The following is a 25,430-nucleotide window of genomic DNA, read 5'->3' on the forward strand; positions in this document are numbered from 1 at the left end:
CTCTTAGTTCTGTTCCACCTGTCGCGCTGACCATTACGCGCCGAAAGCGCCTCCATCGTTCAATCCCCACCACATTGGCACCATAACGAGAACGTAGATGTAATTCATCAAGCGAATGCCCCACTAATGGCGAACCTTTACGAATTGCTAAGCGACGAGCACGACCTGCTAACTTGTAATCACGAATAAGATCACGAAATGTACGCCGATAAGTGTCTTTATGTTTACCATTATCGTTTTCACCTAGCCAACGACGCACCACCAGCATATACAGAATACCAGCAAATAAAACAGCAATACCGATAGGTGTAATAGAGAAAAATTGAAAGCTAGGTAGTCCTTCTCTCACTAATTCACTATTAACGACCATATTGGGTGGCGTTGCAACCAACGTCATAAGCCCACTAATTAAGCCAGCAAATCCTAATGGCATCATTAATCGGCCTGGTGAAATTTTCATTCTGGCAGCAACACTTAAAACAACAGGAATAAAAATAGCTACAACACCTGTTGAGCTCATAAAGGCGCCTAATCCTGCAACGCTTATCATTAATAGCACCAGCATTTTTATTTCACTACTTCCCCCAACTCTAACAAGCCAGTCTCCCATTTGATAAGCGACGCCGGTTCTTACTAAACCTTCACCAATAACAAAAAGAGCCGCAATAAGTAAGACGTTAGGATCACTAAAGCCTGCCGTAGCTTCATTTAACGAAAGAGTACCACTAAGAACAAAAGCGATAATGACAAGAAGAGCGACCACATCCATACGGAGCTTGTTGGTCGTAAAAAGGACAATAGCTATCAATAATAGAGTCAGTACCCATAATAATTCGCTATTCAAAATGGCCTCTGTCTGCAATAAGTGAAAACAAGTTAAACAACCGGTTACTATATTACAAAGTAGACCATTTTTACGCAGATAAGTCTTCTAATAAGATGAGAATAATAAATTAGCGTTTATGCTTTATAACCACGCTCTCATTTTCTTTGAAAATATCGATATCTTTCAATGAATCAATAATTAAATCAATCTCATTACGGCGAGGAAGTGATAAAGGGGCATGCACTGCAACCACTTGGCAACCTGCATCTAATCCTGAATAGATACCTGCTGGCGCATCTTCAAATACCACACAATCTTGTGGTGATAAGCCTAGTTTTTTAGCGCCTAATAAATACGGCTCAGGGTTAGGTTTACCTCGAGTAATAGATTCAGCTGTTACCCAATGTTTAGGCTCAGGGATACCTGTAACAGATTGGCGTGTTGAGGCAATCGGCACAGTACCTGACGTTACAATTGCCCAAGGAATATCGAAATTGTTAAGGCGTTCAATAAGGGCAATAGCACCAGGTAACGGCGCAAGACCTTCTATTTGTGTCGATTCTAGGTTTTCTAACCATTTAAAGGTGTCAGTTATTTCTTGCTCTGATGCAGTAGGCATAAAATGACGAATAGACTCTATCGCGGGTTTTCCATGAATATAGTCGTTTATCTCTTTCGCTGAAACGCCCACTCTTTCACCAAACATTGCCCAACAACGTTCAACGACAGGTAATGAATCAACTAAAGTACCATCTAAATCAAACAGAAAACCTTTACATGTGATTGTCATATTTTATGCCTACCTTTCAGTGATGCGTTAATAGTTATCTTGTTATCTTACACAATCCTATTACGCATTAACAATTTGTTGAATTTCAACAGCACTGAGATGATATTGGCGTGGGCATGCCATCCATATCGCTTGCATTCTTTGGTATTTTTCCCACATTGGCGTTTGTGAGTTAAACCCGTGGCTACCGCTGTCAAAATGCGTATAACGTCCTTCTGTATTCACCATAAAGCGAACATAGCTGAGATAGCGAGACTCAGTTGCCGCATCGAAGCCCATAAAGGTGACACGACGTTCATCAATGGTATCTTGCTCTTTTAAGTTTCCACGAGAAACTTGTAGCGCATGATACATTTCCATGATGTTAATAATAGAACGGCAAGTTTCTTCTGACATTTCGTCAAAATCACGGTCAAGCTCACGTAATTGCAAGCCATATCCACGTTCAATAATGGTTTGATAACGGCGATAGCGTTCAGCGTTATCAGGGTCCATCATCGTCATCATTTTGTATTGATTAGATAGGATTAGGCGTTGTGCGTGTGTCATTTCCATCATTAATTCTCCAAAGAAATTATTAACGAAAGCATGACATCAATCAAAAGTATTGAGTAGCGCTAAAAGCCCGTTTATTGATCTCAACGGGGTATTTGCAAGTACAAGAAATAGCAAAAACGAAAACTCACAAAAAAACACTATACATCGTCAAGAAAAGAGCGATCGAGTTGCTTAAAAGCACGTTTTAGCAATTTAGCTAATGAGAAGTATGTCGGAGTTTGTTCAACAGGCTCTAATGCGATATTGGCTTGTTCAAATTTTTCACGAATATCATAAAACCAACGTAATAATGTCGCAGGTAAAGGTGTTGCGGCACGTTTTCCCAACCACCAAAGACCTTGTAATGGTAGACTACACGCAAAAAGTGCCGTAGTAATCGCAGGACCTAAATCACCACCAAGTGCAATTTGCCAAGTTAGAGTGAAAATCGCAATCGGTGGCATATAGCGAATACCAAAACGGGTCGCTTTTACCATACGATTTTCAGGAAAGACAGGTGCCAACTGCTTTTCAACTGGCCAGGTTTTTAAATATTTATTACCCAAACGCAGTTTCTTAAAAAAACTAGGGGGAGTCACTGTTGGCTCGCTCATAATGACCTCAATCAATTTCTTTTGTAACTTTTAAAAAATGCCTATAAAGAATAAAAATCTTTTAGTAGAATTAAGTATATTTTGTCTTTGTTGCCTTTACTCTGTATTGTGTGCCCATTCTAAAGGTTTGTGGCAATAAAGCGCTATATTTTGTTTGCCGGCGTGATTTTCAACCTTTTTCGCTTATTTTGATACGAAAAACTTCAGTTGAATAAAAATCGTCCAATTGATGATTGGCAACTATAATTAGCATCATGTTTTTTGCTTTAAGCATGATGCGCATCATTAATGTCATCATAGGAATGCGATAGGCTTTTATGATTGACGTTTTATTAACCACCGTCTTTATAATATAAAAGACACTACGACAACAAGATAAATAGGTAATTCCATGTCAAGTAAGCTGGTGCTAGTACTGAACTGCGGTAGTTCTTCCCTTAAATTTGCAATTATCGATCCACAAAATGGTGAAGAATACCTGTCAGGCTTGGCTGAGTGCTTCAACCTTCCTGAAGCCCGCCTGAAGTGGAAAATGGATGGTCAAAAACATGAAGCAGCTTTAGGTGCAGGTGCTGCTCATAGCGAAGCATTAAACTTTATCGTAAATACTATTCTGGCTGAAAAACCAGAACTTTCACAGCAAATCGTTTGTATCGGTCATCGTATTGTTCACGGTGGCGAGAAATTCACTAAATCTGTCGTTATTACTGACGATGTTATCAAAGGTATTGAAGAAGCTATCCCCTTTGCACCATTGCATAACCCAGCTCACCTTATTGGTATCGAAGAAGCACGCAAGGCATTCCCTCACTTAATTAATAAAATGGTTGCTGTTTTTGATACTGCATTCCATCAAACAATGCCTGAAGAAGCGTATTTGTATGCTCTGCCATACAGCTTATATAAAGATCACAGCATTCGTCGTTACGGCGCTCACGGAACTAGCCATTTCTATGTTTCTCGTGAAGCCGCTAAAATGTTAAATAAACCTATTGATGAACTGAACGTTATCACTTGCCATTTAGGTAATGGTGGTTCTGTTTCTGCTGTCGTTAATGGTAAATGTGTTGATACTTCAATGGGCTTAACCCCATTAGAAGGCTTAGTAATGGGAACACGTAGTGGTGATATCGATCCTGCTATCATTTTCCATTTACATGATACTTTAGGCATGAGCGTTGAAAACATCAACAAAATGCTGACTAAAGAATCAGGTCTATTAGGTTTAACTGAAGTCACTAGTGATTGTCGTTATGTTGAAGATAACTACGATACTAAAGAAGATGCAAAACGCGCAATGGATGTTTACTGCCATCGTTTAGCAAAATATATCGGCTCTTACTGCGCACTTATGGAAGGCCGCTTAGATGCGATTATCTTCACTGGTGGTATTGGTGAAAACGCAGCAATGGTTCGTGAGCTATCACTGAAAAAACTGGCTCTGTTAGGTTTTGAAGTTGATCATCAACGTAACTTAGATGCGCGTTTTGGTAAATCAGGCACTATTACTACTGATAACAGCCGCCTTGCTGTTGTTATCCCAACTAACGAAGAGTTAGTTATCGCTCAGGATGCTAGTCGCCTGACCGCTTAAGTTCTTCATGTACTGCCAGCCAATATGCTGGCAGTACTGTTCTACATAACGAGCAACCGATATTTAAAGAGGTTTCCGTGTCCCGTACAATTATGCTAGTTCCTACTGATACTCGTGTTGGTTTAACCAGTGTCAGCTTGGGTGTTATCCGTTCTATGGAACAAAAAGGCGTTAGCCTTAGTGTGTTTAAGCCAATAGCACAACCACGTGTTAAAGGTGCATTAGACCAAACTACCGCAATTATTCGCTCTCACTCTTCAATTCGTTCTTCTGAACCTTTAAACATGGATTATGTTGAGTCTTTATTAAGCTCAAACAAAAAAGACGTGTTAATGGAAGAGATTGTCGCAAAATACCACGATAATACTGCTGATGCAGAAGTTATTCTTATCGAAGGTTTAGTCCCGACTCACAAGCATCCTTTTGCTCAATCTTTAAACTATGAGATTGCAAAAACCTTAGGTGCTGAAATTATTTTTGTTACAGCATTAGGTAACAATACCGCTGAGCAGTTAAAAGAGCGCATCGAATTTGCTCGTGCTGAATTTGGTGGCGTAAAAAATCAAAATATCATTGGTGTTATTGTTAATAAACTGAATGCACCTGTTGATGAGCAAGGTCGTACTCGTCCTGATTTATCTGAAATTTTTGATGATTCAAGCAAAGCGATTATTTCTAATATCGATTTAAAAACCGTTGAAAAAAATAGCCCACTACCTTTATTAGGTTGCATTCCGTGGAATTTCGATTTGATAGCCACTCGTGCAATAGATATGGCTAAACACCTAAATGCGTCTATTGTCAATAAGGGTGATATTGAAACTCGTCGTATTAAATCAGTGACTTTCTGTGCGCGTAGTATTCCACATATGTTAGAACACTTCCGCCCTGGCTCTCTATTAGTAACCTCAGCTGATCGTCCTGACGTATTAGTATCAGCCTGCCTTGCTGCGATGAATGGCGTTGAAATTGGCGCAGTATTACTCACCGGTGGCTACCAAATCGATGCATCAATCAAACAATTGTGTGATCGTGCATTCGAAACTGGATTACCTATTTTTATGGTGAACTCAAATACTTGGCAGACTTCATTAAATCTGCAAAGTTTCAGCTTAGAAGTGCCAGCTGATGACCATGAACGTATTGAAAAAATCCAAAACTACGTTGCTCAACATATCAATGCACAATGGATTGATTCACTGACAGCAAACTCTGAACGCCCTAACCGTTTATCACCACCAGCATTCCGTTATCAATTAACAGAATTAGCTCGTAAAGCGAAAAAACGTATCGTTTTACCTGAAGGTGATGAGCCACGTACTGTTAAAGCAGCTTCTATTTGTGCTGATCGTGGTATCGCAACATGTGTTCTCTTAGGTGATCCTGAAGAAATTCGTCGTGTTGCAGCAGCACAAGGTGTAGAACTAGGCACCGGCATTGAATTAGTTAATCCAAAAGAAGTACGTGAAATCTACGTTCCTCGTTTAGTTGAACTGCGTAAAAATAAAGGTATGACCGAAGTTGTAGCGCGTGAACAACTTGAAGATAACGTGGTACTAGGTACATTAATGCTAGAAAAAGGTGAAGTTGATGGCTTAGTCTCTGGTGCAGTTCACACCACAGCAAACACCATTCGTCCACCACTTCAGTTAATTAAAACAGCACCTGGTAGCTCTTTAGTTTCTTCTGTGTTCTTTATGCTATTACCAGAACAAGTTTATGTTTATGGTGACTGTGCAATTAACCCAGATCCAACAGCAGAGCAACTCGCTGAAATCGCAATTCAATCTGCTGATTCTGCGATTGCTTTTGGTATTGATCCTCGTGTTGCAATGATTTCTTATTCTACAGGCACATCAGGTGCTGGTAGTGATGTTGAGAAAGTACGTGAGGCAACACGTTTAGCTCAAGAAAAACGCCCTGACCTAATGATTGATGGTCCTTTACAGTACGATGCTGCTGTTATGGCTGATGTGGCTAAATCCAAAGCACCAAATTCACCTGTTGCAGGTAAAGCCACTGTCTTTATCTTCCCTGATTTGAATACAGGTAATACAACCTATAAAGCCGTACAACGTTCAGCAGACTTAGTTTCTATTGGACCTATGTTGCAAGGTATGCGTAAGCCTGTAAATGACTTGTCACGTGGCGCATTGGTGGATGATATTGTCTATACTGTCGCGTTGACTGCAATTCAAGCAAGTCAGCAAGAAAACGCTTAATTAAGATATTTATTAATACAATATTTTAATTGCGATAAGAAAAATAAAAAGCTCAATATTAATAGAATATTGGGCTTTTTTACTAGTGTCTGTTGTAATTATAACTTTGGATATGATTTATCAGATAAATTATTTTTTAAAATTTATCTCATTTTTTTCTATTTTGACTATCCTATTAATACAAATATAAAAAATTTACTTAACTAGGATAAATTTTTATGAAAATATCTACGCTCTACCGATGGCTTTTATTCATCGTGTTAGGTGCTTTAGGCGCCTATTTCACGATTATGGGAGGCTATCTCATCACCCTGAAAGGTTCTCCCTTTTATGCAATTACGGGGATCGTATTAATACTTGTCGCATTATTATTTATCTGTAGAAAGAGAATTGCCTTTGGGCTTTTTAACCTTCTCTTTATTGCGACAATTGCTTGGAGCCTTTGGGAATCTGGTTTCGATTTTTGGGCTCTTGCTCCTCGCCTTGATATCATCTTTATTTTGGGCATATTGCTTCTGCCTTTTGTTGCCAGAAAAGGTGAGCTTTATTGCCGAGCCAATAAAATAACGCTTCTATTACTCTTATTAGTCACTCTTGTTATTATTATTGGTAGCTTGTTTACTGATCCCCATGCAGTTAAAGGCGAATTTAGCCAACAACAACCTGCGAAATCACAATCTATTGCGGGTGTTAGTGATAACGATTGGCCTGCTTATGGTCGAACGCAAGCCGGTATTCGTTATTCACCGCTAACTCAAATCAATAGTGATAATGTGGATACGCTTGTTGAAAAATGGACATACCATACTGGCGATAAGAAAGGCCCGAATGATTCCGTTGAAACAACCAATGAAGTCACGCCAATAAAAATTGATGACAATCTCTTTTTATGTACACCTCATCAATATTTAATCAGCCTTGATCCTGCAACAGGAAAAGAAAAATGGCGTTTTGATTCAAAATTACAATTTAACAAAAGCTTTCAGCATATGACATGTCGCGGTGTCTCTTATTATGATGAAAATAATCGCGCTGAATTCGCGAAAAGCTTAGAAACACGTCAACCAGCCTCTTCTAGTCAATGCCCACAAAAAGTATTTCTTCCAGTTAATGATGGACGCTTAATTGCCGTTAATGCACATACCGGTGAAGCATGTCATGATTTTGGTAATGAAGGTCAGATTAACTTATTAGAATCGATGCCTTATGCCTATCTTGGTGGTTATAACCCAACATCACCACCTATTGTAACGGGCAATACCATTATTATCGGTGGTTCAGTGACTGATAACCTATCAACACAGGAACCTTCTGGGGTTATTCGTGGTTATGATGTCAATAGCGGGAAGCTACTGTGGGTATTTGACACAGGAGCAGAAGATCCTAATGCGATGCCAGGTAAACAAACCGAATTTGTGCATAATTCACCAAACGCATGGGCTCCTTTAGCATATGATGCAACAACAGATGTGGTTTATATTCCAACTGGTGTAGGTACACCTGATATTTGGGGTGGTGATCGTCCTCCTCTAAAAGAGCGCTATGCTAACTCAGTCCTTGCCTTAAAAGCATCAACTGGGGAGTTAATTTGGAATTTCCAAACTACGCATCATGATTTATGGGATATGGATGTACCTTCACAGCCTTCTTTAGTTGATATTAAAAATGCAAAAGGTGAAGTCACTCCTGCTATTTATATCGTGACTAAAACAGGTAATGTTTTCGTACTTGATAGACGAGATGGCACCCCTATTGTTCCTATTACTGAAAAAACCGTACCAACAAGAGTAACATTAGGCCCTCAAACACAAGGTGAACATTATTCACCAACTCAACCATTCTCTAAATTAGATCTCGCTCCTACACAAAGACTAAAAGAGTCTGATATGTGGGGTGGAACAATGGCAGACCAGTTATTATGCCGTATTCAATTTAATCAACTTAACTATGACGGTATATACACACCACCATCAGAAAACGGTACCCTCGTTTTCCCTGGTAACTTAGGTATTTTTGAGTGGGGTGGGATTTCGGTAAACCAAGATCGTCAAGTCGGTGTAATGAATATCATCGCCCTACCTTTTATCTCGAAATTATATCTTAAAGACCCTCATGATGATGAAAAACTTGAAGGTGGTGGTAGTGAACAAGGGCTTCAACCAATGAAGGGCGTGCCATATAGTGTAGATATCCATCCTTTCTTATCGCCGATAGGTTTACCTTGCAAACAGCCACCTTGGGGATTTGTAGCGGGTATCGATTTACAGAAAAATGAAATCGTTTGGAAACATCGCTTTGGTACCATTCGTGATAGCTTACCTGACTTAATGCAATTGCCACCATTAACGATTGGTGTACCAGGATTAGGTGGTTCTATTTCAACAGCGGGTAACGTGATGTTTGTTGCCGCTTCTCAAGATGATTATCTACGCGCCTTTAATGTCACTAATGGTGAGATGTTATGGGAAGCACGCTTACCTGCTGGTGGGCAAGCAACGCCAATGACTTACTCTATTGATGGTAAACAATACGTTGTAATTATGGCCGGTGGTCATGGTTCTTTTGGAACTAAAATGGGCGATAGTTTGATTGCTTACGGATTGCCTGACAATAAATAATCTCGCTTATTATTTATCATAAGAAGAGATAAAACTAAGAGGCTGATTTACAGTTAATCAGCCTCTTTTATTATTAAAACTCAAGATTAGCGAACAATAATACCTAATAAAATACCGATAACACCAAAGTCAGCATCACTGAATGTAGTGTTTGCGATACCAATATCGCCAAGTACAGGTAATAGGAACACAGGTAAGAATGTAATCAATAAACCTTGAACAAATGCGCCCAAAATAGCCCCACGTCGCCCACCAGTTGCATTACCAAATACCCCCGCAGTTGCACCAACAAAAAAGTGAGGAACAACACCAGGAATAATCACTGTCCAATCTAAGGCATATAGAATAAACATACCGATAACACCGGCGGCAAAGCTACTTAAAAAGCCAACTAATACCGCATTAGGTGCATATGGGAAAACAACTGGACAATCTAATGCAGGTTTCGCATTCGGGACTAATTTATCAGAAATACCTTTAAAAGCAGGTACAATTTCTGCAATAACCATACGCACACCTTGCAAAATAATGTAAACCCCTGCTGCAAAGGTAATGGATTGCATTAATGAGAACATAAACCAATTTTTACCTCCACTGATTTCACGAACAAAAGTATCGCCCGCAAATAAACACGTGATGATAAAAATAATGCCCATAGTAAAGGCAATAGCAACGGGTGTATCGCGTAAAAATAACAGGCTTTTAGGGACGTTCATTTCTTCTGTTGAATGTGCTTTATTACCAAATTTACTACCAATAAAGCCCGCAACTACGTAAGAAATTGTTGAGAAGTGACCTAACGCAACATCGTCAGAGCCTGTAATTTTTTTCATATAAGGATGAGCAATTGCAGGGAAAAAAACCATTGAAATCCCTACCACTAACGAACCGACTGCAACTAACACCGCACCTTCTAAACCTGCGGTTGCCAAAATAACCGCAACCATCATCGACATAAATAACGTGTGATGACCTGTTAAAAAAATAAATTTCCAAGGTGTTAAACGAGCAATTAAGATATTAATTAACATGGCAAAGAACATGATTAATGCCATTTCTTTACCAAAACTTTTTTGTGCAATAGAGACAATTGCCTCATTATTTGGCACAACACCTTGTATTCCAAATGCGTGTTGGAATATCGCAGAGAAATCACCTAACGAATTAATAACAAGACCTGCACCCGCACCTAAAATCACAAAACCCATAATCGTTTTGACGGTACCTTTGATGCATTCTGTCACTGGTTTTTTCTGAGCGATTAAACCTATTAATGCTATCAAACCAACTAAAATAGAGGGTTCTGATAACACATCGTTCATTAGAAAGCGAAAAAAGTCCATAATAGGCTCCTTATAACGCGCCTAATTCTTTTAATGCGACTGACAGTTTTTCCTTCATCGCCACTTTATCAATCATATTATCCAGTGAAACAATCTTACCATTTACGGCTTGTTGAATAAGTTGCTCTGCAATATCACGTGTACCTACATAAATATCGCTTGGTGTTCCTTTTGCTGAGCCTAAATCGACGTGATCAACATCTGCTGTCACCGCGAGATCGTTTAGAATACTTTTGATGCTCATTTCCATCATTAAGCTACTACCTAAACCATTTCCACATACCACTGTAATTTTCATTGTATTCCCCTTGGTAATTTCAAATAAATATTAATAATTATTGATAACAGCGAGTATTTCCGCTTTATTTTCGGCATGAAATAGCGTTTGAATATCTTCTTCGTTATCAAAGAGTTCTGCTAATTTCATAATAGCGTTGATATGACTATCACTATCTGTTGCTGCTAAAACAATCAGTAATTTCACAGGATCATTTTCATCAGCACCAAACTCAACACCCTGCTCTATTATTGTTAAAGCAAGAGATAGTTTATTAACACCATCTTCAGGACGAGCATGAGGCATCGCAATACCAGGACCTAATACATAATATGGTCCTATTTTTTCATGTGATTGATAAATGGCATCAACATAACGAGGCTCTATATCGCCTTTATCAATCAGGGGTTGGCATGCCACTTTTACCGCTTCACGCCAATCACTAACACTTGGAATAACTTGTACAACATCTGGTGTTAATAATGTTTTCAGCATATTTACAACCTCTATAAACTGGCTTTTTTGTTTTTGTTATTAAGGATAGTAATCATTAATGGTAGCGCTATCTAGATGGTTAATGCGTAATTGTGATAGCGCTATCATTTTAATGAAATGTTAATTGCAGAAAATGCCAACAATTGACACTGTAATGTTTCAGCATAATGAGAAGATTTCAGGTAGGATCTGCGCTTAATAAATGGAGCTAAGTAAGTAATTAAGAATGATAAAAACACGTAAGCGTCGAAATACAGGCCGTGTCACTTTACAAGATGTCGCTAAATATGCAGGAGTTGGCTCAATGACAGTGTCTAGAGCACTGAGAACCCCTGAATTAGTCTCTGATAAATTGCGAGAAAAAGTGAATCAAGCTGTTGAAGCATTAGGTTATATTCCTAATGCAACAGCAGGTGCATTAGCCTCTGCACAAAGCCATATTATTGCGGTTTTATTACCTTCTTTTACCGATAAAGCGAGCGCAGATTTTATGCAATCGCTACAACAAGTGACAAATAAACATCAATATCAAATTCTTGTAGGCTGTTATGAGCATCAGCCTCATAAAGCAAATGATGTTATTAATATGTTGTTACAAAGCAACCCTGCGGCATTAGTAGCCTTTGGTTCACAATTAAGTGATACGCACTTTTTACATATTAATAATGCCAATATTCCAGTGGTTAGCGTTGCAAGCCAAACCAATGATCAAGCTGATATCAGTATTAATTGCTCTTATGAAAAAGCGACTTACGAACTAACACAATATCTAATATCACAAGGAAAACGCTGCATAGGTTATATTGGCGCATTACAAGGCCAACGCTTACACCACCAGCAAATCACAGGCTGGTCTCGCGCTTTATTGAAGAACTATTTAAATGCAGAACAAAGTGTAACAACGCCCGATCCTGCGTCATTGGCATATGGAAGAGAAGCATTAACAGAAATTTTATTACGTCAACCAGAGCTAGACGCCGTTATCTGTAGTCATGAAAGTATTGCATTAGGAATGATATTTGAATGCCGGCGCCGGCTAATTAAGATCCCACAAGATTTAGCTATTGCATGCTTAGAAGGGACTGAAAATAGTGCTCAGATGTTCCCATCAATGACCTCTATCCGCTTTGATTATCACAAAATGGGAAAAGAGGCAGGAAAACATCTAATAGCACTATTACAGTCTTTAAAAAATGACGATGATAACGCCTTAGATGAAAACACCGTTATCAACTATCATTATCGCTTTGAGATAGGACAAAGTACGCCTTAATCGTCGGTTTCTTTTGTCTCTAAACGAGTGCTGTTATTACGCGTCAACCATAAAGAGAGTGCTTTTAGTGAATCAGGCGTAAATTCATCACAGCGCTCTGTAATTTCTGCGGGTGTTAACCAACAAACTTCTTCAATTTCTTCAGATTGCAACGCAAAAGGACCATGAGAAACACAGCTAAATAAACTTCCCCAAACACGGCAACTGTGATCGTCATAATAAAATTGCCCATGTTCTGCAAAAGGAACGCCAGCGATGCCAAGTTCTTCTTCTGCCTCACGCCGCGCACTTTCTAACGGATTTTCACCTTGTTGCACAACTCCACCCGCCGTTGCATCTAAACAACCAGGATAAAAATCTTTCGTTTCCGTTCTTCTTTGTGACAAAATTTTGCCCATGCCATCATGAACGACAATATAAGTTGCTCGATGTCGCAGATTTTCAGCGCGCATTTGTTGACGTGTTGCCTGAGCAACAACTTCATTTTTCTCGTCAACAATATCAACCCATTCAACTACTGCCGTATTTTCTTGTTCCATCCTCAACAAACCTTTTTTAACCGATATTGAACTATCGTCATTTTTAAATTGAATATACCAAAATCACTATTTTTCACCACTACAATAATCACAATTGATTTGTTTTATGTATCTTGCATTTTTTTGCTTTTTATGATGTTAGCAGGCAGACTGTAAATATATTGATACTTCCATTCACTTTGTTTTGGAGATTTCTATGATTGACTTATATTATGCAGATACACCAAATGGTAAAAAAATCACTCTTTTTCTAGAGGAAGCAGGATTACCTTATCAACTACACCGCATTGATATTAGTAAAGGTGACCAATTTACGCCTGAATTTTTAGCTATTTCTCCAAATAATAAAATTCCTGCTATTGTGGATAATGCACCCGCCGATGGCGGAGCTCCCATCTCTATTTTTGAATCTGGTGCTATTCTTATTTATCTAGCAGAAAAGTGTGGTCAATTCTTTAGCCATGAATTACGTGAAAAAACAACGCAATTACAATGGCTTTTTTGGCAAGTTGGCGGATTTGGCCCAATGCTTGGACAAAACCATCACTTTACACAATATGCACCCGAGAAAGTGCCCTATGCAATTAAACGCTATACTGAAGAAACAGAGCGTTTATATCGAGTGCTAGATAAACGCTTATCACAATCACCTTATCTTGGTGGTAACGATTATAGCATTGCAGATATGGCGACTTATACATGGGCACTTTCCCATAAACATCACCATATCGATTTAAAAAATTATCCCGCTGTTGAGAAATGGCTAAATACTATCAGCCATCGCCCTGCTGCCAAAAAACTGTTTGGCTAAAGGCTCAGCATATTTATCAGGGATGATAAAATTTGTTAATTAGTAAAAGGGAACAAGGAGGATTGGCGATGAAAATACTGATAACAGGTGGTACGGGATTAATTGGCCGCGCGTTGGTGTGTCATCTTGCGTTAAATCATCATGAGATAACCGTGCTTTCTCGTTCACCTCAAAAAGTGTATTCCCATTTTTGTAATGAAATAACGTGTTTGACGAATTTATGTGATAAGAAAAATCTTGATGAATTCGATGCTGTTATCAATTTAGCCGGTGAACCTATCGCAGATAATCGCTGGACAGCTTCGCAAAAACGCAAGCTAATAAACAGTCGTTGTGATTTGACTCAAAAACTGGTGGATTTATTTAAAGCAAGTAACAATCCACCTACCGTCTTTATTTCAGGATCTGCGGTAGGATATTATGGTGATCAAGGTGAGACGCTTGTTACAGAAGAAACGCCACCAAATACAGAGTTTACTCATGAATTATGCTCAAAATGGGAACAAATTGCACTTGAAGCTCAAACGCCATTAACCAGAGTCTGCTTATTACGAACTGGCATTGTACTTTCGACACAAGGCGGTGCACTTCCTAAAATGAGTAAACCGTTTAAATTAGGAATTGGCGGTAAGTTAGGAAGTGGAAAGCAATATATGCCGTGGATACATATCGATGATATGGTTAATGGTATTATCTTTCTACTTGAACATGAAAATACGCAAGGCGCATTTAATCTTACAGCCCCTCATCCTGTGCAAAATAAACGCTTTACACAAGTATTAGCGAACGTATTAAATCGCCCTGCTTTAATGACTGTACCTGCACCTATTTTGCAGTTAATTATGGGTGAAAGTGCAACACTGGTTTTAGGTGGGCAACAGGCTATCCCACAAAAATTGCTTGATGCCGGCTTTGCGTTTCGTTACCCACAATTAGATGTTGCCTTACAAGATATTATTCAAACAAAAAAATAATGGCTCAAAGGGGATTTAGCGTGTTAATTTATCCCCTTGCCATCTTGCAAATAAATCTTCAGGCAAATCAATCTCAAATTGATCAAGAATACGATTAACGGTTTGATTAATAACATCATCAAGCGTTTTTGGTTGAAAGTAAAATGCAGGTACTGGTGGCATAATAACAGCACCTAGCTCAGCCGCGCGTGTCATCAATCTTAAATGCCCTACATGCAACGGTGTTTCTCTTACTGCTAAGACTAATTTACGGCCTTCTTTTAAAATAACATCCGCAGCGCGAGTGACTAACGTATCAGTATAACTATTTACAATGCCTGATAAGCTTTTTATCGAACAAGGTAAAATCACCATACCATGAACGCGAAATGAGCCTGATGATATCGCAGCGCCAATATCGCGATCATCATAAATAACATCCGCTAACGCTTGAATATCTTTAACCGAGTAAGAGGTTTCTAATGCTATAGTACGACGAGCGGCTTGGCTGATGACAAGATGCGTCTCTACTGTTGGCATTGATTTTAATATTTCTAATAAACGTATGCCATAGATTGCACCACTTGCACCTGTTAGCCCGACTATCAGCTTTTTCATTATAATCCTCAGAATATATATCTTTGTTAATCATTATGATGCCTCTCCCTCAAAAAACAAGCGCCGATGCAGAATGCTCTAGCATCGACGCTTTATGAGGGTGGCTATTTTACCGAAAAATCAGCCTTCGTTGTAGATTTCTAAGTTTTCTATTTCATTTTGATCACGAATTTTATGTTCATCATCACGACGCAAATTTTCTAAATAATCTAGATAGCTCTGATCGATATCTTTCGTAATATATACACCATCAAAAACAGAGCATTCAAACTGATTAATATCAGGATTCTCTTCTTTTACGGCATCAATTAAATCAGTGAGATCTTGGAAAATTAAGCCATCGGCACCGATAAGTTTACGAATTTCATCCACTTCACGCCCATGTGCAATAAGCTCATTGGCATTTGGCATATCGATACCATACACATTTGGAAAACGCACTTCAGGAGCAGCAGAAGCAAAATAAACCTTTTTAGCCCCGGCTTCTCTTGCTAACTCAACAATTTGCTCTGATGTTGTGCCTCGAACAATTGAGTCATCAATAAGTAGCACATTTTTGTCACGAAATTCAGCGCGATTGGCATTCAGTTTACGCCTTACCGATTTTCGACGTTCATGTTGACCTGGCATAATAAAGGTGCGGCCAACATAACGATTTTTTACAAATCCTTGTCGATATGGCTTGTTAAGAATATGCGCAATTTCTAATGCAATATCACAGGATGTTTCAGGTATAGGAATAACGACATCAATTTGTAAGTCTTCCCATTCTTTCGCTATTTTTGCACCTAATTTTTGCCCCATGCGTAATCTCGCATTATAAACAGAAATTTTATCGATAAAAGAATCAGGGCGAGCAAAATAGACGTATTCAAACAAACAAGGCATCAATTGTGGGTTTTCAGCACATTGTCGAGTAAAGAGTTGTCCTTGCTCTGTAATATAGATAGCTTCACCAGGTGCCACATCACGTAGGAATTCAAAACCTAAGGTATCAAGTGCAACACTTTCAGAGGCGACCATATATTCACAACGACCATCTTCTAGTTGACGTCGTCCTAAAACTAAAGGACGAATACCAAAAGGATCACGAAAAGCAAGTAAACCATGGCCAATAATTAAGGCAACACAAGCATAAGCACCACGCAATTTTTTATGCATTGCAGCCACAGCAGTAAAAATATTATCTGGCTCTAATGGAAAATGGTCAAAACGGTCTAATTCATAAGCCAGTATATTGAGTAAGATTTCAGAATCTGAGGTGGTATTGATATGTCTACGAGCGGTTTCAAATAATTGGCGACGTAATAAATGCGCATTCGTTAAGTTACCATTATGCGCTAACGTAATACCAAAAGGTGAGTTTACATAAAAAGGTTGAGCTTCTGATGCACTTGAACTCCCCGCTGTTGGATAACGTACATGACCAATACCAATGGTTCCTTGTAATCGTAACATATGACGAGTTTCAAACACGTCTTTCACGAGTCCGTTAGCCTTGCGAAGGCGAAAACCGTTATTTCCGTCTATTGTTGCAATGCCCGCTGCATCTTGACCTCGATGTTGTAACACCGTTAACGCATCATAAATTGATTGGTTTACTGGATTAACTCCAGCGATACCGACAATACCGCACATGAAAAGATCCTCATCAGCCAGACGGAGAGGTTATACTTTCTCCGACACGAAACTTGACGCATTTTGTAGGTAGTCAAAGAACCACCTAATGATATGGTTGAATTGTGGAATAAGCTCTGAGCGTTGCCAATCAGCACTTTCTGCCATTGGTGTAAAAGCGCCTAATGCAAAAAGTAAAGCAGACACAATTAACACGCCCCTTAACGCTCCAAAACAGACTCCCAATACGCGATCTGTACCTGATAACCCTGTGCGCTGAACTAGAGAACTAATCACATAATTAACAACGGCACCGACAATCAGTGTCGCAATAAATAATGCAACTATAGCAATCCCGTTACGAACTAATTCATCTTCAAACCGCGTGAAATACACAGCAAGATAAGGATAAAACTGGCTCGCAACAAAAAAACCACAACCCCAGGTGATGAGTGACAATGCTTCGCGAACAAAGCCACGGATCAGGCTAACTAATGCTGAAAAACCGATAATGGCAATAATGGCGTAATCTATCCAGACCATAAATTCTCTATCCAATAACGATGCTTCACACTAATAAGGAAGCATTCTAACAGAAAACGAAAACGTTTGCGTAATGCTAATTTTCGCTAATCCAAAATAATTTACGGCGATATGAAAAACCATAATCGCCGTAATAAGTTAACACCTTGTCATACCACTCATGAGATAATTTGCTAAGAGTAATATTAAGGGTTATAAGCTTTTAACTTACCATCAAGTTCAGTAAGTTCTTTTAAGTGCGGAATAATTGCTTGTAATTCTGCTTTATCTGCACTTGGCCCAATATAGATTAAGGTAGCTGGTTTATCCTTAATTTTTGTCGGCTTGGTATACACTGGATAGCCAGAAATATGTAGTTTTGCGACAATTTGATCAACATTGGCCTTATTTGTCAACACGCCTAATTGGATAACCCACGCCTCGCCTTTAGGTGATTGAGGCTTAGTTTCTTCTACTGGTGGCTGTGCCGGCTTTTGTGTATTTATTTCTGTAGGTTGAGTTGATTTTTTAGTATCAACTGGTGGTGGTGCGGTTACAGGTATTTGTTGCTCAATATTGGGTGTATTAGTCGTTGATGACGGTTGTTGAGCCTCAATACCTGTTACAGCTTCAGAAATCATTGCCTCAGAAGCACCTTCTGATGGAGTTGAAGGTGTGGTTGTCTGTTCTATTGGTGCAATAGATTCAATATCCTGTTCATCACCAGGCTTAGGGACTAAAGGAATAGCAGCGAATTGGTCTTCGTTATATTTCTTATCGCCGTCGAGTAATGTAGGTAAAAAAATTACACCTACAGCGACGAGAACAACCGCACCGACTAAGCGATTTTGAAATTTACTTGCCACTCGCTTTCTCCTTTTCTAAAAGTTCCATAACATGAGCTACCGTATGAAATGAACCACAAACCACAACGATATCATTTTCTTTTGCATCAAGAATAGCTTGATGCCAAGCCTGCTCTACACTTTCAAAAATAGCGGGTTCTTCAAGGTATTGAGCTAAAACATCAGCGTTTGCACCTCTAAACTCATCCAGAGGAGCAACATACCACTGATTAGCTTGAGTTTTTAAGCATGCTAATGTTCCTGCTATATCTTTGTCACCTAACATACCAACAACAATACGAACGACAGTATCTGATTTATGTGGTAATTGAGATAATTTGTCAGCTAAATAGCCAGCAGCGTGGGGATTATGTGCAACATCAAAAATTACTAATGGCTGTTGCGAAATAATTTGAAAACGGCCTGGCAATTGAGCTTTAGACATTCCTTCAACAATACTTTGATGGGTAATCGCATGGCTTACTTTATCGTCTGATTTTAGTAAACAACGAATAACCGCCATCGCTGTTGCCGCATTTGCTAATGGAATATTTGGAATAGGCAGTTTTTCAAATTGAGTATCAGCACAACGCCAATGCCAATGTTCACCATCAATTGCAAACGACCAATCTGTTCCTCGACGAAACAGCTTTGCTTGTTTTTCATCGGCAACTTGAGCGATGGAGAGTGGCATGTCAGGTTCACCGACGACTGCATAATGATTTTTGCGGAAAATACCGGCTTTTTCATGGCCGATATGTTCTCTATCAGCACCTAACCAATCAGTATGATCAAGTGCAATACTGGTGATAGCCGCGATATCGGCATCAACAATATTCGTTGCATCTAATCGACCGCCTAAACCCACTTCAAGAATAACAACATCTAATTGTGCTTGCTCAAAGAGTTTTAATGCTGCCAGTGTGCCATATTCAAAGAAAGTCAGTGAAATATCGCCTCTCGCTTGCTCTATTTCAGCAAAAATTTCACAAAATGCAGATTCAGATAGTTCTTTGCCTTGAATACGAACACGTTCAGTGTAACGCACAAGATGAGGAGAGCTATAAACACCCACATTTAAGCCTGAAGCCATTAATATAGATTCAAGCATATGACATGTTGTCCCCTTGCCGTTAGTACCAGAAACAGTAATAACTTTAGGCGCTGGTTGTAACACATCAAGTATTTTTCCTACCTTTCCAATTCGCTCTAACCCCATATCAATAGCGCTAGAATGCAAGTGTTCAAGATAAGAAAGCCACATCGACAAAGGCGATGTAGCTGTAGGCACAGTGATTATATTAGACATCTTCTTTTTTATTCGATTCGATGTTAATTGCTGGCTCGTTTTCTGCTGATTCTATATCATCAGCAATCATCTCTTCATCGATGATTTCTTCTTCAGCTAAATCATACTGAGTTAGCTTAGCCAGTAATTCAGCTAACTGATTGCGCATCTCAGGACGACGAATAATCATATCAATCGCCCCTTTCTCTAATAGGAATTCACTACGTTGGAATCCAGCCGGTAGCTTTTCACGTACTGTTTGTTCAATAACGCGAGGACCTGCGAAACCAATTAAGGCTTTTGGCTCAGCAACGTTAATATCACCCAACATAGCTAAGCTTGCAGAAACACCACCCATAGTAGGATCGGTCATGACAGAAATGTACGGCAAACCACGCTCTTGCATTTTTGCTAATGCTGCGCTGGTTTTTGCCATTTGCATTAATGACATTAGCGCTTCTTGCATACGTGCGCCACCACTTGAAGAAAAACAAACTAGTGGGCAGTTATCTTCAAGAGCTTGTTCAACAGCACGCACAAAACGAGCACCGACAACAGAAGCCATTGAACCGCCCATAAACGCAAACTCAAAAGAGGCTGCAACAATTGGCATCTCTTTTAGCGTACCTTTCATGACAATTAATGCATCTTTCTCATGTGTTTGTTTTTGAGCAGCGCTAATTCTGTCTTTGTATTTTTTAGAGTCGCGGAATTTTAGAATATCTTTAGGTTCTAATTCGCTACCTAATTCCGTCGTACTTCCTGTATCGAGGAAAGTCTCAAGGCGACGGCGCGCTGAAATACGCATATGATGATCACATTTAGGACAAACCTCTAAATTACGCTCAAGTTCAGCGCGATAGAGAACCTGTCCACAGCTATCACATTTAGTCCAAACTCCTTCTGGAATGTTGGCTTTACGTGAACTTGTGATAGTGCTTTTGTTTAGAATTTTTTCAATCCAGCTCATTAATGGACCTTTTCGTCTGAATCTGACCTTCGCCAGTTTAGTTATTGTGAGCAATTAACCACAATGCACTGGCTGTGTGGTTAGCAAAGTTTATGATGATACCGCTTACTGAATTTCAGCGCATCTCTTTATTATTGCTATTCTACCGCAAAAACAAAGGACAACAGCTCAAACCTCTTAATTGTCACTTTCTTTTTTTGCTTTTGCACTAGCTCTACGGTGACGTATTATTTCGAACACGCCCGGTAAAATAGAAATAACAATAATGGCAACAATTAGCAATTTTAAGTTCTTTTGAACTATATCTAAGTCACCAAAAAAGTATCCCGCATAAGTAAATAACAGTACCCATGCTATCGCTCCAGTTACATTATAAAAGGCAAAATGACGATATGACATCTTACCCATACCTGCGACAAAGGGAGCAAAAGTTCGGATAATGGGAACGAATCTTGCCAAAATTATTGCTTTACCACCATGTTTTTCATAAAAAGCATGAGTTTTTTCTAAATATTCACGGCGGAAAATACGCGAATTAGGTCTGCTAAACAGCTTTTCACCGAAAATACGTCCTATTGAATAGTTGACTGCATCCCCTAAAATAGCGGCACAGAGCAACAATAAGACGATAATATGTACATTGACATCATTGGTCTCTAATGAGGCTAACGCACCTGCAACAAAAAGCAATGAGTCACCGGGTAAAAATGGCGTAACAACAAGCCCAGTTTCACAAAATACTATTAAAAATAAAATGGCATAAACCCATGTACCATACTGAGCAACTAACTCAGCTAAATGGGCATCAATATGCAAAATAAAATCAATTAGAAATTTTATTAAATCAACAAAATGCGTTAAAAATTCCATAATTCCTCAGAAAACTGGGTATTTGTAATAAAAATAGTTAAAAAGGATTATCAGATAAAAAGAGTGGTCCCATTGCAGGTTTAGGTAATTCAAACTGCTCAGGGTAATCAACACTCACTAAATATAATCCATTCGCTTTTGCAGTAGCGGCAGCTTTTTTTCTATCTTTTAAAGCCAAAAGCTCAGCCATCCACGTGATATCTTGATTACCACAGCCAATCTCTAATAAGCTACCAACGATATTTCTGACCATATGGTGAACAAAGGCATTCGCTTTTATATCTACCACAACATAGTCACCATACCGAGAAACATTCACATGCATAACATTACGCCATGGTGTTCGAGATTGGCATTGCGCTGCTCTAAATGAAGTAAAATCATTCTCACCAAGCAAAGACTGTGCTGCTTTATGCATACGTTTTGCGTCTAAAGGATAATGAAAATGAGTTACTCCTGATGACAGTATTGCAGGACGATAACGATGATTATAAATCACATAGCGATAACGCCTTGCGGTTGCACTAAAACGCGCATGAAAATCATCAGAAACTGTTTTTACCCAGCGAACGGCAATATCTGAAGGTAGATGGGTATTTGTCCCCATGGTCCATGCAGCATCTTTACGATGCGCGGTAGTGTCAAAATGAACCACTTGCCCTGTTGCATGAACACCTGCATCTGTTCTTCCTGCACAAAAAACGGAAATAGGCTCATTAGCAACTTTTGAAAGTGCTTTTTCTAATCGTTCTTGTACGCTACGAACTTCATTTTGGCGTTGCCACCCATAATAGTGGCTACCATCATACTCAATACCTAATGCTATTTTTAACATCGCCTTTTCTTCTGGTGATGTTATTTCTTCAGCACTCATTAGTAGAACTGCTCCTGAACTAATAATTCGGCAACTTCCACTGCCATTAATGCGCCACCAAAACGGACATTATCAGCAACAGACCAGAATTGTAATGCTTCTGGTATACCATAATCATTACGGAAACATCCTAAGTTTAAGTGGGTATTACCAGAAGCATCGGTAACTTGTGTTGGAAAATCATTTTCATCACTCACCGCTAAATCTTCATTTTCTTGTAATGTCTCCCGCGCTTCATCACTTCCCATAGGACGAGACATTTCAAGTTGAACTGATTGTGCATTCCCATAGAACACAGGAGCTTGAAGAGAGGTGACAGAAATAGGTAAACCGTCATCTTGCAGAATTTTACGAATTTGATCGACCATGCGACGATCTTCTTCAATCGTACCTTCATTATCCACCATTAAAGGAAGAACGTTAAAAGCAAGTTGCTTATTAAAACGACCTAATTCAGGAGGAATGCCATTTAATAGACGAGCACTTTGTCCTGCTAATTCATCAATAGCTTGTTTGCCATAACGAGAAACAGACATAAGATTCGTCACATTAAGACGCGTTAGTCCTGCGGCGTCAGTCAATGGATGAATAGCGCGCAATAGCTGGCTTACCCTGCTATCTGCAATAGAAACGATATTACGATTACGATATTCAGACAGTGTTGTACTATTTACACCAGGCACCACTAAAGGAACATCCCACTCCATTGCAAATAAACCACTACAATCAACAATAATACAGCCTGAATCAGCAGCTTGTTGAGCATATTGAGCACTGATTTCAAGAGGACCTGCAAAAAAAGCTAATTGAATTTCAGCCCATTCAATATTATGAATAGCTTTAACCGCAACACTTTTACCATTACAACGTACTGTTTTACCAATACTCTCTTCACTAGCAATAGCGGTTAACTCACCAATAGGAAATTCGCGCTCTTGTAACAGTGCTAAAATAGCTTCACCAACAGCGCCTGTTGCACCCACTAGGGCAATATTCCAACCGTCTCCCATTAGAGATCCTCCAATACATTCAAATTGTTAAATAGTAAAATAAGGTTAAATCGTATAGCGTTTTATTTATATATCGCGTTAAAGCCAATCGCTTTTAATGTCTTAGCTGTGGTTTCATTATCAGAAATAACCTGTAAAGAAGACCATTCACGGCGTACAGGATAAAATTTGCGTAATTTATCAAACTCACCTTTTATTCCTGCAACTTTGCGTAATGACGCATCATCACGGCGCACATCATAGACAAGATGAATCAATTGCTTAAGTAATGGTTGCGTTAATTCACCTTGTACAGAAATCGTTGATACAACTGGCGCAGGTAATAAGGTTGATAATTCAACATGTTGAGGCTGGCCAATAAAATCACAATAAGCTTCATACACTTGTGTAGTACCACGCGCTTTGCCTTCGAGGGTATAGCCTGCTATATGCGGTGTCGCGATATCGACTTTTTCTAATAATGGTAATAAGAGATCAGGCTCAGGCTCCCATACATCAAGCACTACTCGCAATGACTTACCATTTTCTAATGCTGTTAATAATGCTTGATTATCAATAACTTCACCACGGCTAGCGTTAATTAAAATACAACCATCAACTAAATTTTCGAGATTACTCACATTAATTAAATGATAACTATTGTAAGGACCAGATTTATTGAGAGGAGTATGGAAAGTAAGAATATCGGCTTCTTTGATTAATGTTTCTAGAGAATGGAAAGTCTCATTATTGCCATTATCAGCTCTAGGTGGATCACAAAGTAATACATTAATGCCTAGCGCACGTAATCGCGTGGCTAATCGCCCACCAACATTACCTACACCAATAATACCAACCACTTTATCCGTGAGTTGGAACCCTTCTTTTTCAGCAAGCACCATTAAAGAAGAAAAGACATATTCAACAACCGCAATCGCATTACAACCAGGGGCTGATGAAAAACCTATTTTCTCTTGCGCTAACCATTCAATATCAACATGATCAAAACCTGCTGTTGCAGTACCTACAAATTTAACAGGCTTACCTGCTAATAACGACGCATTAACTTTCGTAATTGACCTTACCATTAATGCATCCGTGTCATTAAGTTCGTCAATAGGTAAAGGACGACCAGGTACCTTTTTTACCTCACCCAATTGTTGGAACAATTGTTCCGCATAGGGCATATTTTCATCAACTAGAATTTTCACGGCGTTATCTCACTGATTTGATATGTATGTGTGTGAAGAATTATCGAAAAATAAAATTAAGCGGTCTATTTTGCCACTTATTGAACGTAAAGCCTATTATTGACGATAAATTACGCCTTAATTTTAAATATATAAATGAAAATAAGTGTTAACTGCTAGGTAATCGGCGATAGCGTTCAGGTGTTGTTCCTGCAAATTGCTGAAACATCGCAATAAAAGAAGAAGAGGAACTATACCCCACATCAAAAGCAACTTCGTTAACACTTTTACCTTGCTCAAGTAATGAAATTGCATGTAAAAAACGAAGACGTTGACGCCATTCACTAAATGACATACCTAATTCCTGCTGACAACGGCGTGATAACGTTCGTTCTGAGGTATAGCGTTTTTTGGCCCATTCTTCTAACGAGGTATTATCAGCGGGATTTAGCTCTAATGCATTGAGCACGGGGGCTAATAATTTATCTTTAGAAGATGGTAGATAAGTATGATGAACAGGAGATACTTTTAATTGATCAATAAGTACCTGTGCTAAGCGTAAATCTTCTGCTGTTTTCGGATTACAGATACCTCTTCTAAAAAAATCAGCAAAAATAGTTGAAAAAATAGGACTTAATTGAAGAAGACAAGGTTTATCTAATAAGCCTTCACACCAATTCGGTGAGATATCAAGAACTTTAAAAGAAAGTGTCTTTTTATTATAGCTAGCATGTCCTGTTTTCTCAGGTATCCAC

General features: G+C 39.0%; 25 protein-coding genes. 6 read left to right on the forward strand and 19 right to left on the reverse strand.

What is annotated here, in order from left to right:
* From M983_RS02960 to yfbV, 4 genes are all read right to left on the reverse strand, one after another.
* The coding region (locus M983_RS02960) for an SLC13 family permease (RefSeq protein ID WP_245683999.1) at nucleotides 1-844 on the reverse strand (844 nt) is incomplete at its 3' end.
* Between the two features lie 109 nt (nucleotides 845-953).
* On the reverse strand, nucleotides 954-1,616 hold the full coding sequence (locus M983_RS02965) for a sugar phosphatase (RefSeq protein WP_066746804.1): 663 nt from the start codon (nucleotides 1,614-1,616) through the stop codon (nucleotides 954-956).
* A 60-nt stretch (nucleotides 1,617-1,676) separates the two neighbouring features.
* Nucleotides 1,677-2,171 carry a YfbU family protein gene (locus tag M983_RS02970; RefSeq protein WP_066746807.1) on the reverse strand — a complete coding sequence of 165 codons (495 nt, stop codon included), beginning with the start codon at nucleotides 2,169-2,171 and terminating at the stop codon, nucleotides 1,677-1,679.
* 140 nt (nucleotides 2,172-2,311) lie between these two features.
* On the reverse strand, nucleotides 2,312-2,767 hold the full coding sequence (yfbV, locus tag M983_RS02975; protein ID WP_066746810.1) for a terminus macrodomain insulation protein YfbV: 456 nt from the start codon (nucleotides 2,765-2,767) through the stop codon (nucleotides 2,312-2,314).
* Between the two features lie 391 nt (nucleotides 2,768-3,158).
* Here yfbV and ackA point away from each other — a divergent pair, with 391 nt between their 5' ends.
* The 3 genes from ackA to M983_RS02990 all read left to right on the forward strand — a co-directional run bounded on the left by ackA (nucleotide 3,159) and on the right by M983_RS02990 (nucleotide 9,201).
* Nucleotides 3,159-4,361, forward strand: coding sequence for an acetate kinase (ackA, locus tag M983_RS02980; RefSeq protein ID WP_066746813.1), 1,203 nt, complete (start codon nucleotides 3,159-3,161; stop codon nucleotides 4,359-4,361).
* A 77-nt stretch (nucleotides 4,362-4,438) separates the two neighbouring features.
* Nucleotides 4,439-6,583 (forward strand): phosphate acetyltransferase, encoded by a 2,145-nt coding sequence (pta, locus tag M983_RS02985; RefSeq protein ID WP_066746816.1) that lies wholly within the window; start codon nucleotides 4,439-4,441, stop codon nucleotides 6,581-6,583.
* A 218-nt stretch (nucleotides 6,584-6,801) separates the two neighbouring features.
* Nucleotides 6,802-9,201 (forward strand): membrane-bound PQQ-dependent dehydrogenase, glucose/quinate/shikimate family, encoded by a 2,400-nt coding sequence (locus M983_RS02990; protein WP_066746819.1) that lies wholly within the window; start codon nucleotides 6,802-6,804, stop codon nucleotides 9,199-9,201.
* An 86-nt stretch (nucleotides 9,202-9,287) separates the two neighbouring features.
* Here the strand turns inward: M983_RS02990 and M983_RS02995 are convergent, their stop codons facing one another.
* The 3 genes from M983_RS02995 to M983_RS03005 are packed head-to-tail and all read right to left on the reverse strand — an operon-like array spanning nucleotide 9,288 to nucleotide 11,316.
* On the reverse strand, nucleotides 9,288-10,544 hold the full coding sequence (locus tag M983_RS02995) for a PTS ascorbate transporter subunit IIC (RefSeq protein ID WP_066746821.1): 1,257 nt from the start codon (nucleotides 10,542-10,544) through the stop codon (nucleotides 9,288-9,290).
* 10 nt (nucleotides 10,545-10,554) lie between these two features.
* A complete protein-coding gene (locus tag M983_RS03000; RefSeq protein ID WP_066746824.1) occupies nucleotides 10,555-10,842 on the reverse strand; it encodes a PTS sugar transporter subunit IIB in 288 nt (95 codons plus the stop codon).
* 30 nt (nucleotides 10,843-10,872) lie between these two features.
* Complete coding sequence (locus tag M983_RS03005) at nucleotides 10,873-11,316, reverse strand: PTS sugar transporter subunit IIA (RefSeq protein WP_066746828.1); 444 nt, start codon at nucleotides 11,314-11,316, stop codon at nucleotides 10,873-10,875.
* 226 nt (nucleotides 11,317-11,542) lie between these two features.
* On the opposite strand from M983_RS03005, the gene M983_RS03010 reads away from it, so the two are divergent.
* On the forward strand, nucleotides 11,543-12,589 hold the full coding sequence (locus M983_RS03010) for a LacI family DNA-binding transcriptional regulator (protein WP_066746831.1): 1,047 nt from the start codon (nucleotides 11,543-11,545) through the stop codon (nucleotides 12,587-12,589).
* Here the strand turns inward: M983_RS03010 and yfcD are convergent.
* Nucleotides 12,586-13,128 (reverse strand): NUDIX hydrolase YfcD, encoded by a 543-nt coding sequence (gene yfcD / locus M983_RS03015; RefSeq protein ID WP_066746834.1) that lies wholly within the window; start codon nucleotides 13,126-13,128, stop codon nucleotides 12,586-12,588. The two genes, M983_RS03010 and yfcD, sit on opposite strands and share 4 nt — an antisense overlap.
* A 196-nt stretch (nucleotides 13,129-13,324) precedes the next feature.
* Here yfcD and M983_RS03020 point away from each other — a divergent pair, with 196 nt between their 5' ends.
* Both M983_RS03020 and M983_RS03025 read left to right on the forward strand, forming a co-directional pair.
* Nucleotides 13,325-13,939, forward strand: a complete 615-nt coding sequence (locus tag M983_RS03020) for a glutathione binding-like protein (RefSeq protein ID WP_066746837.1) — start codon at nucleotides 13,325-13,327, stop codon at nucleotides 13,937-13,939.
* Between the two features lie 68 nt (nucleotides 13,940-14,007).
* A complete protein-coding gene (locus M983_RS03025; RefSeq protein WP_066746840.1) occupies nucleotides 14,008-14,913 on the forward strand; it encodes a TIGR01777 family oxidoreductase in 906 nt (301 codons plus the stop codon).
* A gap of 15 nt (nucleotides 14,914-14,928) precedes the next feature.
* On the opposite strand, the gene M983_RS03030 is transcribed toward M983_RS03025, so the two are convergent.
* The 11 genes from M983_RS03030 to M983_RS03080 all read right to left on the reverse strand — a co-directional run.
* The gene (locus M983_RS03030; protein ID WP_066746842.1) at nucleotides 14,929-15,510 is read right to left on the reverse strand and encodes a UbiX family flavin prenyltransferase; all 582 of its coding nucleotides are present in this window, start codon (nucleotides 15,508-15,510) and stop codon (nucleotides 14,929-14,931) included.
* A 120-nt stretch (nucleotides 15,511-15,630) separates the two neighbouring features.
* Nucleotides 15,631-17,148 carry an amidophosphoribosyltransferase gene (gene purF, locus M983_RS03035; protein WP_066746845.1) on the reverse strand — a complete coding sequence of 506 codons (1,518 nt, stop codon included), beginning with the start codon at nucleotides 17,146-17,148 and terminating at the stop codon, nucleotides 15,631-15,633.
* Nucleotides 17,149-17,178: 30 nt separating this feature from the next.
* Nucleotides 17,179-17,670 (reverse strand): colicin V production protein, encoded by a 492-nt coding sequence (gene cvpA, locus M983_RS03040; protein ID WP_066746847.1) that lies wholly within the window; start codon nucleotides 17,668-17,670, stop codon nucleotides 17,179-17,181.
* 185 nt (nucleotides 17,671-17,855) lie between these two features.
* Nucleotides 17,856-18,515: a cell division protein DedD gene (gene dedD / locus M983_RS03045; RefSeq protein ID WP_066746850.1), complete on the reverse strand. Its 660-nt coding sequence runs from the start codon at nucleotides 18,513-18,515 to the stop codon at nucleotides 17,856-17,858.
* A complete protein-coding gene (folC, locus tag M983_RS03050; RefSeq protein WP_066746853.1) occupies nucleotides 18,505-19,803 on the reverse strand; it encodes a bifunctional tetrahydrofolate synthase/dihydrofolate synthase in 1,299 nt (432 codons plus the stop codon). The genes dedD and folC overlap by 11 nt, the downstream gene beginning before the upstream one ends.
* Nucleotides 19,796-20,752: an acetyl-CoA carboxylase, carboxyltransferase subunit beta gene (gene accD, locus M983_RS03055; RefSeq protein ID WP_066746861.1), complete on the reverse strand. Its 957-nt coding sequence runs from the start codon at nucleotides 20,750-20,752 to the stop codon at nucleotides 19,796-19,798. Before accD ends, folC begins: the two co-directional genes overlap by 8 nt.
* 177 nt (nucleotides 20,753-20,929) lie before the next feature.
* Entirely contained in the window at nucleotides 20,930-21,622 is a 693-nt protein-coding gene (locus tag M983_RS03060) for a DedA family protein (RefSeq protein ID WP_066746863.1), read from the reverse strand.
* A 37-nt stretch (nucleotides 21,623-21,659) separates the two neighbouring features.
* On the reverse strand, nucleotides 21,660-22,496 hold the full coding sequence (truA, locus tag M983_RS03065) for a tRNA pseudouridine(38-40) synthase TruA (RefSeq protein WP_066746873.1): 837 nt from the start codon (nucleotides 22,494-22,496) through the stop codon (nucleotides 21,660-21,662).
* A complete protein-coding gene (locus tag M983_RS03070; protein WP_066746876.1) occupies nucleotides 22,496-23,506 on the reverse strand; it encodes an aspartate-semialdehyde dehydrogenase in 1,011 nt (336 codons plus the stop codon). Before M983_RS03070 ends, truA begins: the two co-directional genes overlap by 1 nt.
* Before the next feature lie 62 nt (nucleotides 23,507-23,568).
* Nucleotides 23,569-24,696 (reverse strand): 4-phosphoerythronate dehydrogenase PdxB, encoded by a 1,128-nt coding sequence (gene pdxB / locus M983_RS03075; RefSeq protein ID WP_066746879.1) that lies wholly within the window; start codon nucleotides 24,694-24,696, stop codon nucleotides 23,569-23,571.
* Nucleotides 24,697-24,844: 148 nt separating this feature from the next.
* The coding region (locus M983_RS03080) for an AraC family transcriptional regulator (RefSeq protein ID WP_066746882.1) at nucleotides 24,845-25,430 on the reverse strand (586 nt) is incomplete at its 5' end.

Source organism: Proteus myxofaciens ATCC 19692 (genome assembly GCF_001654855.1).
Taxonomy (GTDB): Bacteria; Pseudomonadota; Gammaproteobacteria; order Enterobacterales; family Enterobacteriaceae; genus Proteus; species Proteus myxofaciens.

Coding starts and splice junctions, on each gene's coding strand:
- M983_RS02970 (WP_066746807.1), bottom strand. CDS start 2,171: ATGGAAATGACACACGCACAACGCCTAATCCTATCTAATCAATACAAA.
- M983_RS03025 (WP_066746840.1), top strand. CDS start 14,008: ATGAAAATACTGATAACAGGTGGTACGGGATTAATTGGCCGCGCGTTG.
- truA (WP_066746873.1), bottom strand. CDS start 22,496: ATGAGTGCTGAAGAAATAACATCACCAGAAGAAAAGGCGATGTTAAAA.
- purF (WP_066746845.1), bottom strand. CDS start 17,148: ATGTGCGGTATTGTCGGTATCGCTGGAGTTAATCCAGTAAACCAATCA.
- yfbV (WP_066746810.1), bottom strand. CDS start 2,767: ATGAGCGAGCCAACAGTGACTCCCCCTAGTTTTTTTAAGAAACTGCGT.
- M983_RS03060 (WP_066746863.1), bottom strand. CDS start 21,622: ATGGAATTTTTAACGCATTTTGTTGATTTAATAAAATTTCTAATTGAT.
- accD (WP_066746861.1), bottom strand. CDS start 20,752: ATGAGCTGGATTGAAAAAATTCTAAACAAAAGCACTATCACAAGTTCA.
- M983_RS03010 (WP_066746831.1), top strand. CDS start 11,543: ATGATAAAAACACGTAAGCGTCGAAATACAGGCCGTGTCACTTTACAA.
- ackA (WP_066746813.1), top strand. CDS start 3,159: ATGTCAAGTAAGCTGGTGCTAGTACTGAACTGCGGTAGTTCTTCCCTT.
- M983_RS02995 (WP_066746821.1), bottom strand. CDS start 10,544: ATGGACTTTTTTCGCTTTCTAATGAACGATGTGTTATCAGAACCCTCT.
- M983_RS03020 (WP_066746837.1), top strand. CDS start 13,325: ATGATTGACTTATATTATGCAGATACACCAAATGGTAAAAAAATCACT.
- cvpA (WP_066746847.1), bottom strand. CDS start 17,670: ATGGTCTGGATAGATTACGCCATTATTGCCATTATCGGTTTTTCAGCA.
- yfcD (WP_066746834.1), bottom strand. CDS start 13,128: ATGGAACAAGAAAATACGGCAGTAGTTGAATGGGTTGATATTGTTGAC.
- M983_RS02965 (WP_066746804.1), bottom strand. CDS start 1,616: ATGACAATCACATGTAAAGGTTTTCTGTTTGATTTAGATGGTACTTTA.
- M983_RS03030 (WP_066746842.1), bottom strand. CDS start 15,510: ATGAAAAAGCTGATAGTCGGGCTAACAGGTGCAAGTGGTGCAATCTAT.
- M983_RS03005 (WP_066746828.1), bottom strand. CDS start 11,316: ATGCTGAAAACATTATTAACACCAGATGTTGTACAAGTTATTCCAAGT.
- folC (WP_066746853.1), bottom strand. CDS start 19,803: ATGTCTAATATAATCACTGTGCCTACAGCTACATCGCCTTTGTCGATG.
- M983_RS03070 (WP_066746876.1), bottom strand. CDS start 23,506: ATGGGAGACGGTTGGAATATTGCCCTAGTGGGTGCAACAGGCGCTGTT.
- M983_RS03000 (WP_066746824.1), bottom strand. CDS start 10,842: ATGAAAATTACAGTGGTATGTGGAAATGGTTTAGGTAGTAGCTTAATG.
- M983_RS02990 (WP_066746819.1), top strand. CDS start 6,802: ATGAAAATATCTACGCTCTACCGATGGCTTTTATTCATCGTGTTAGGT.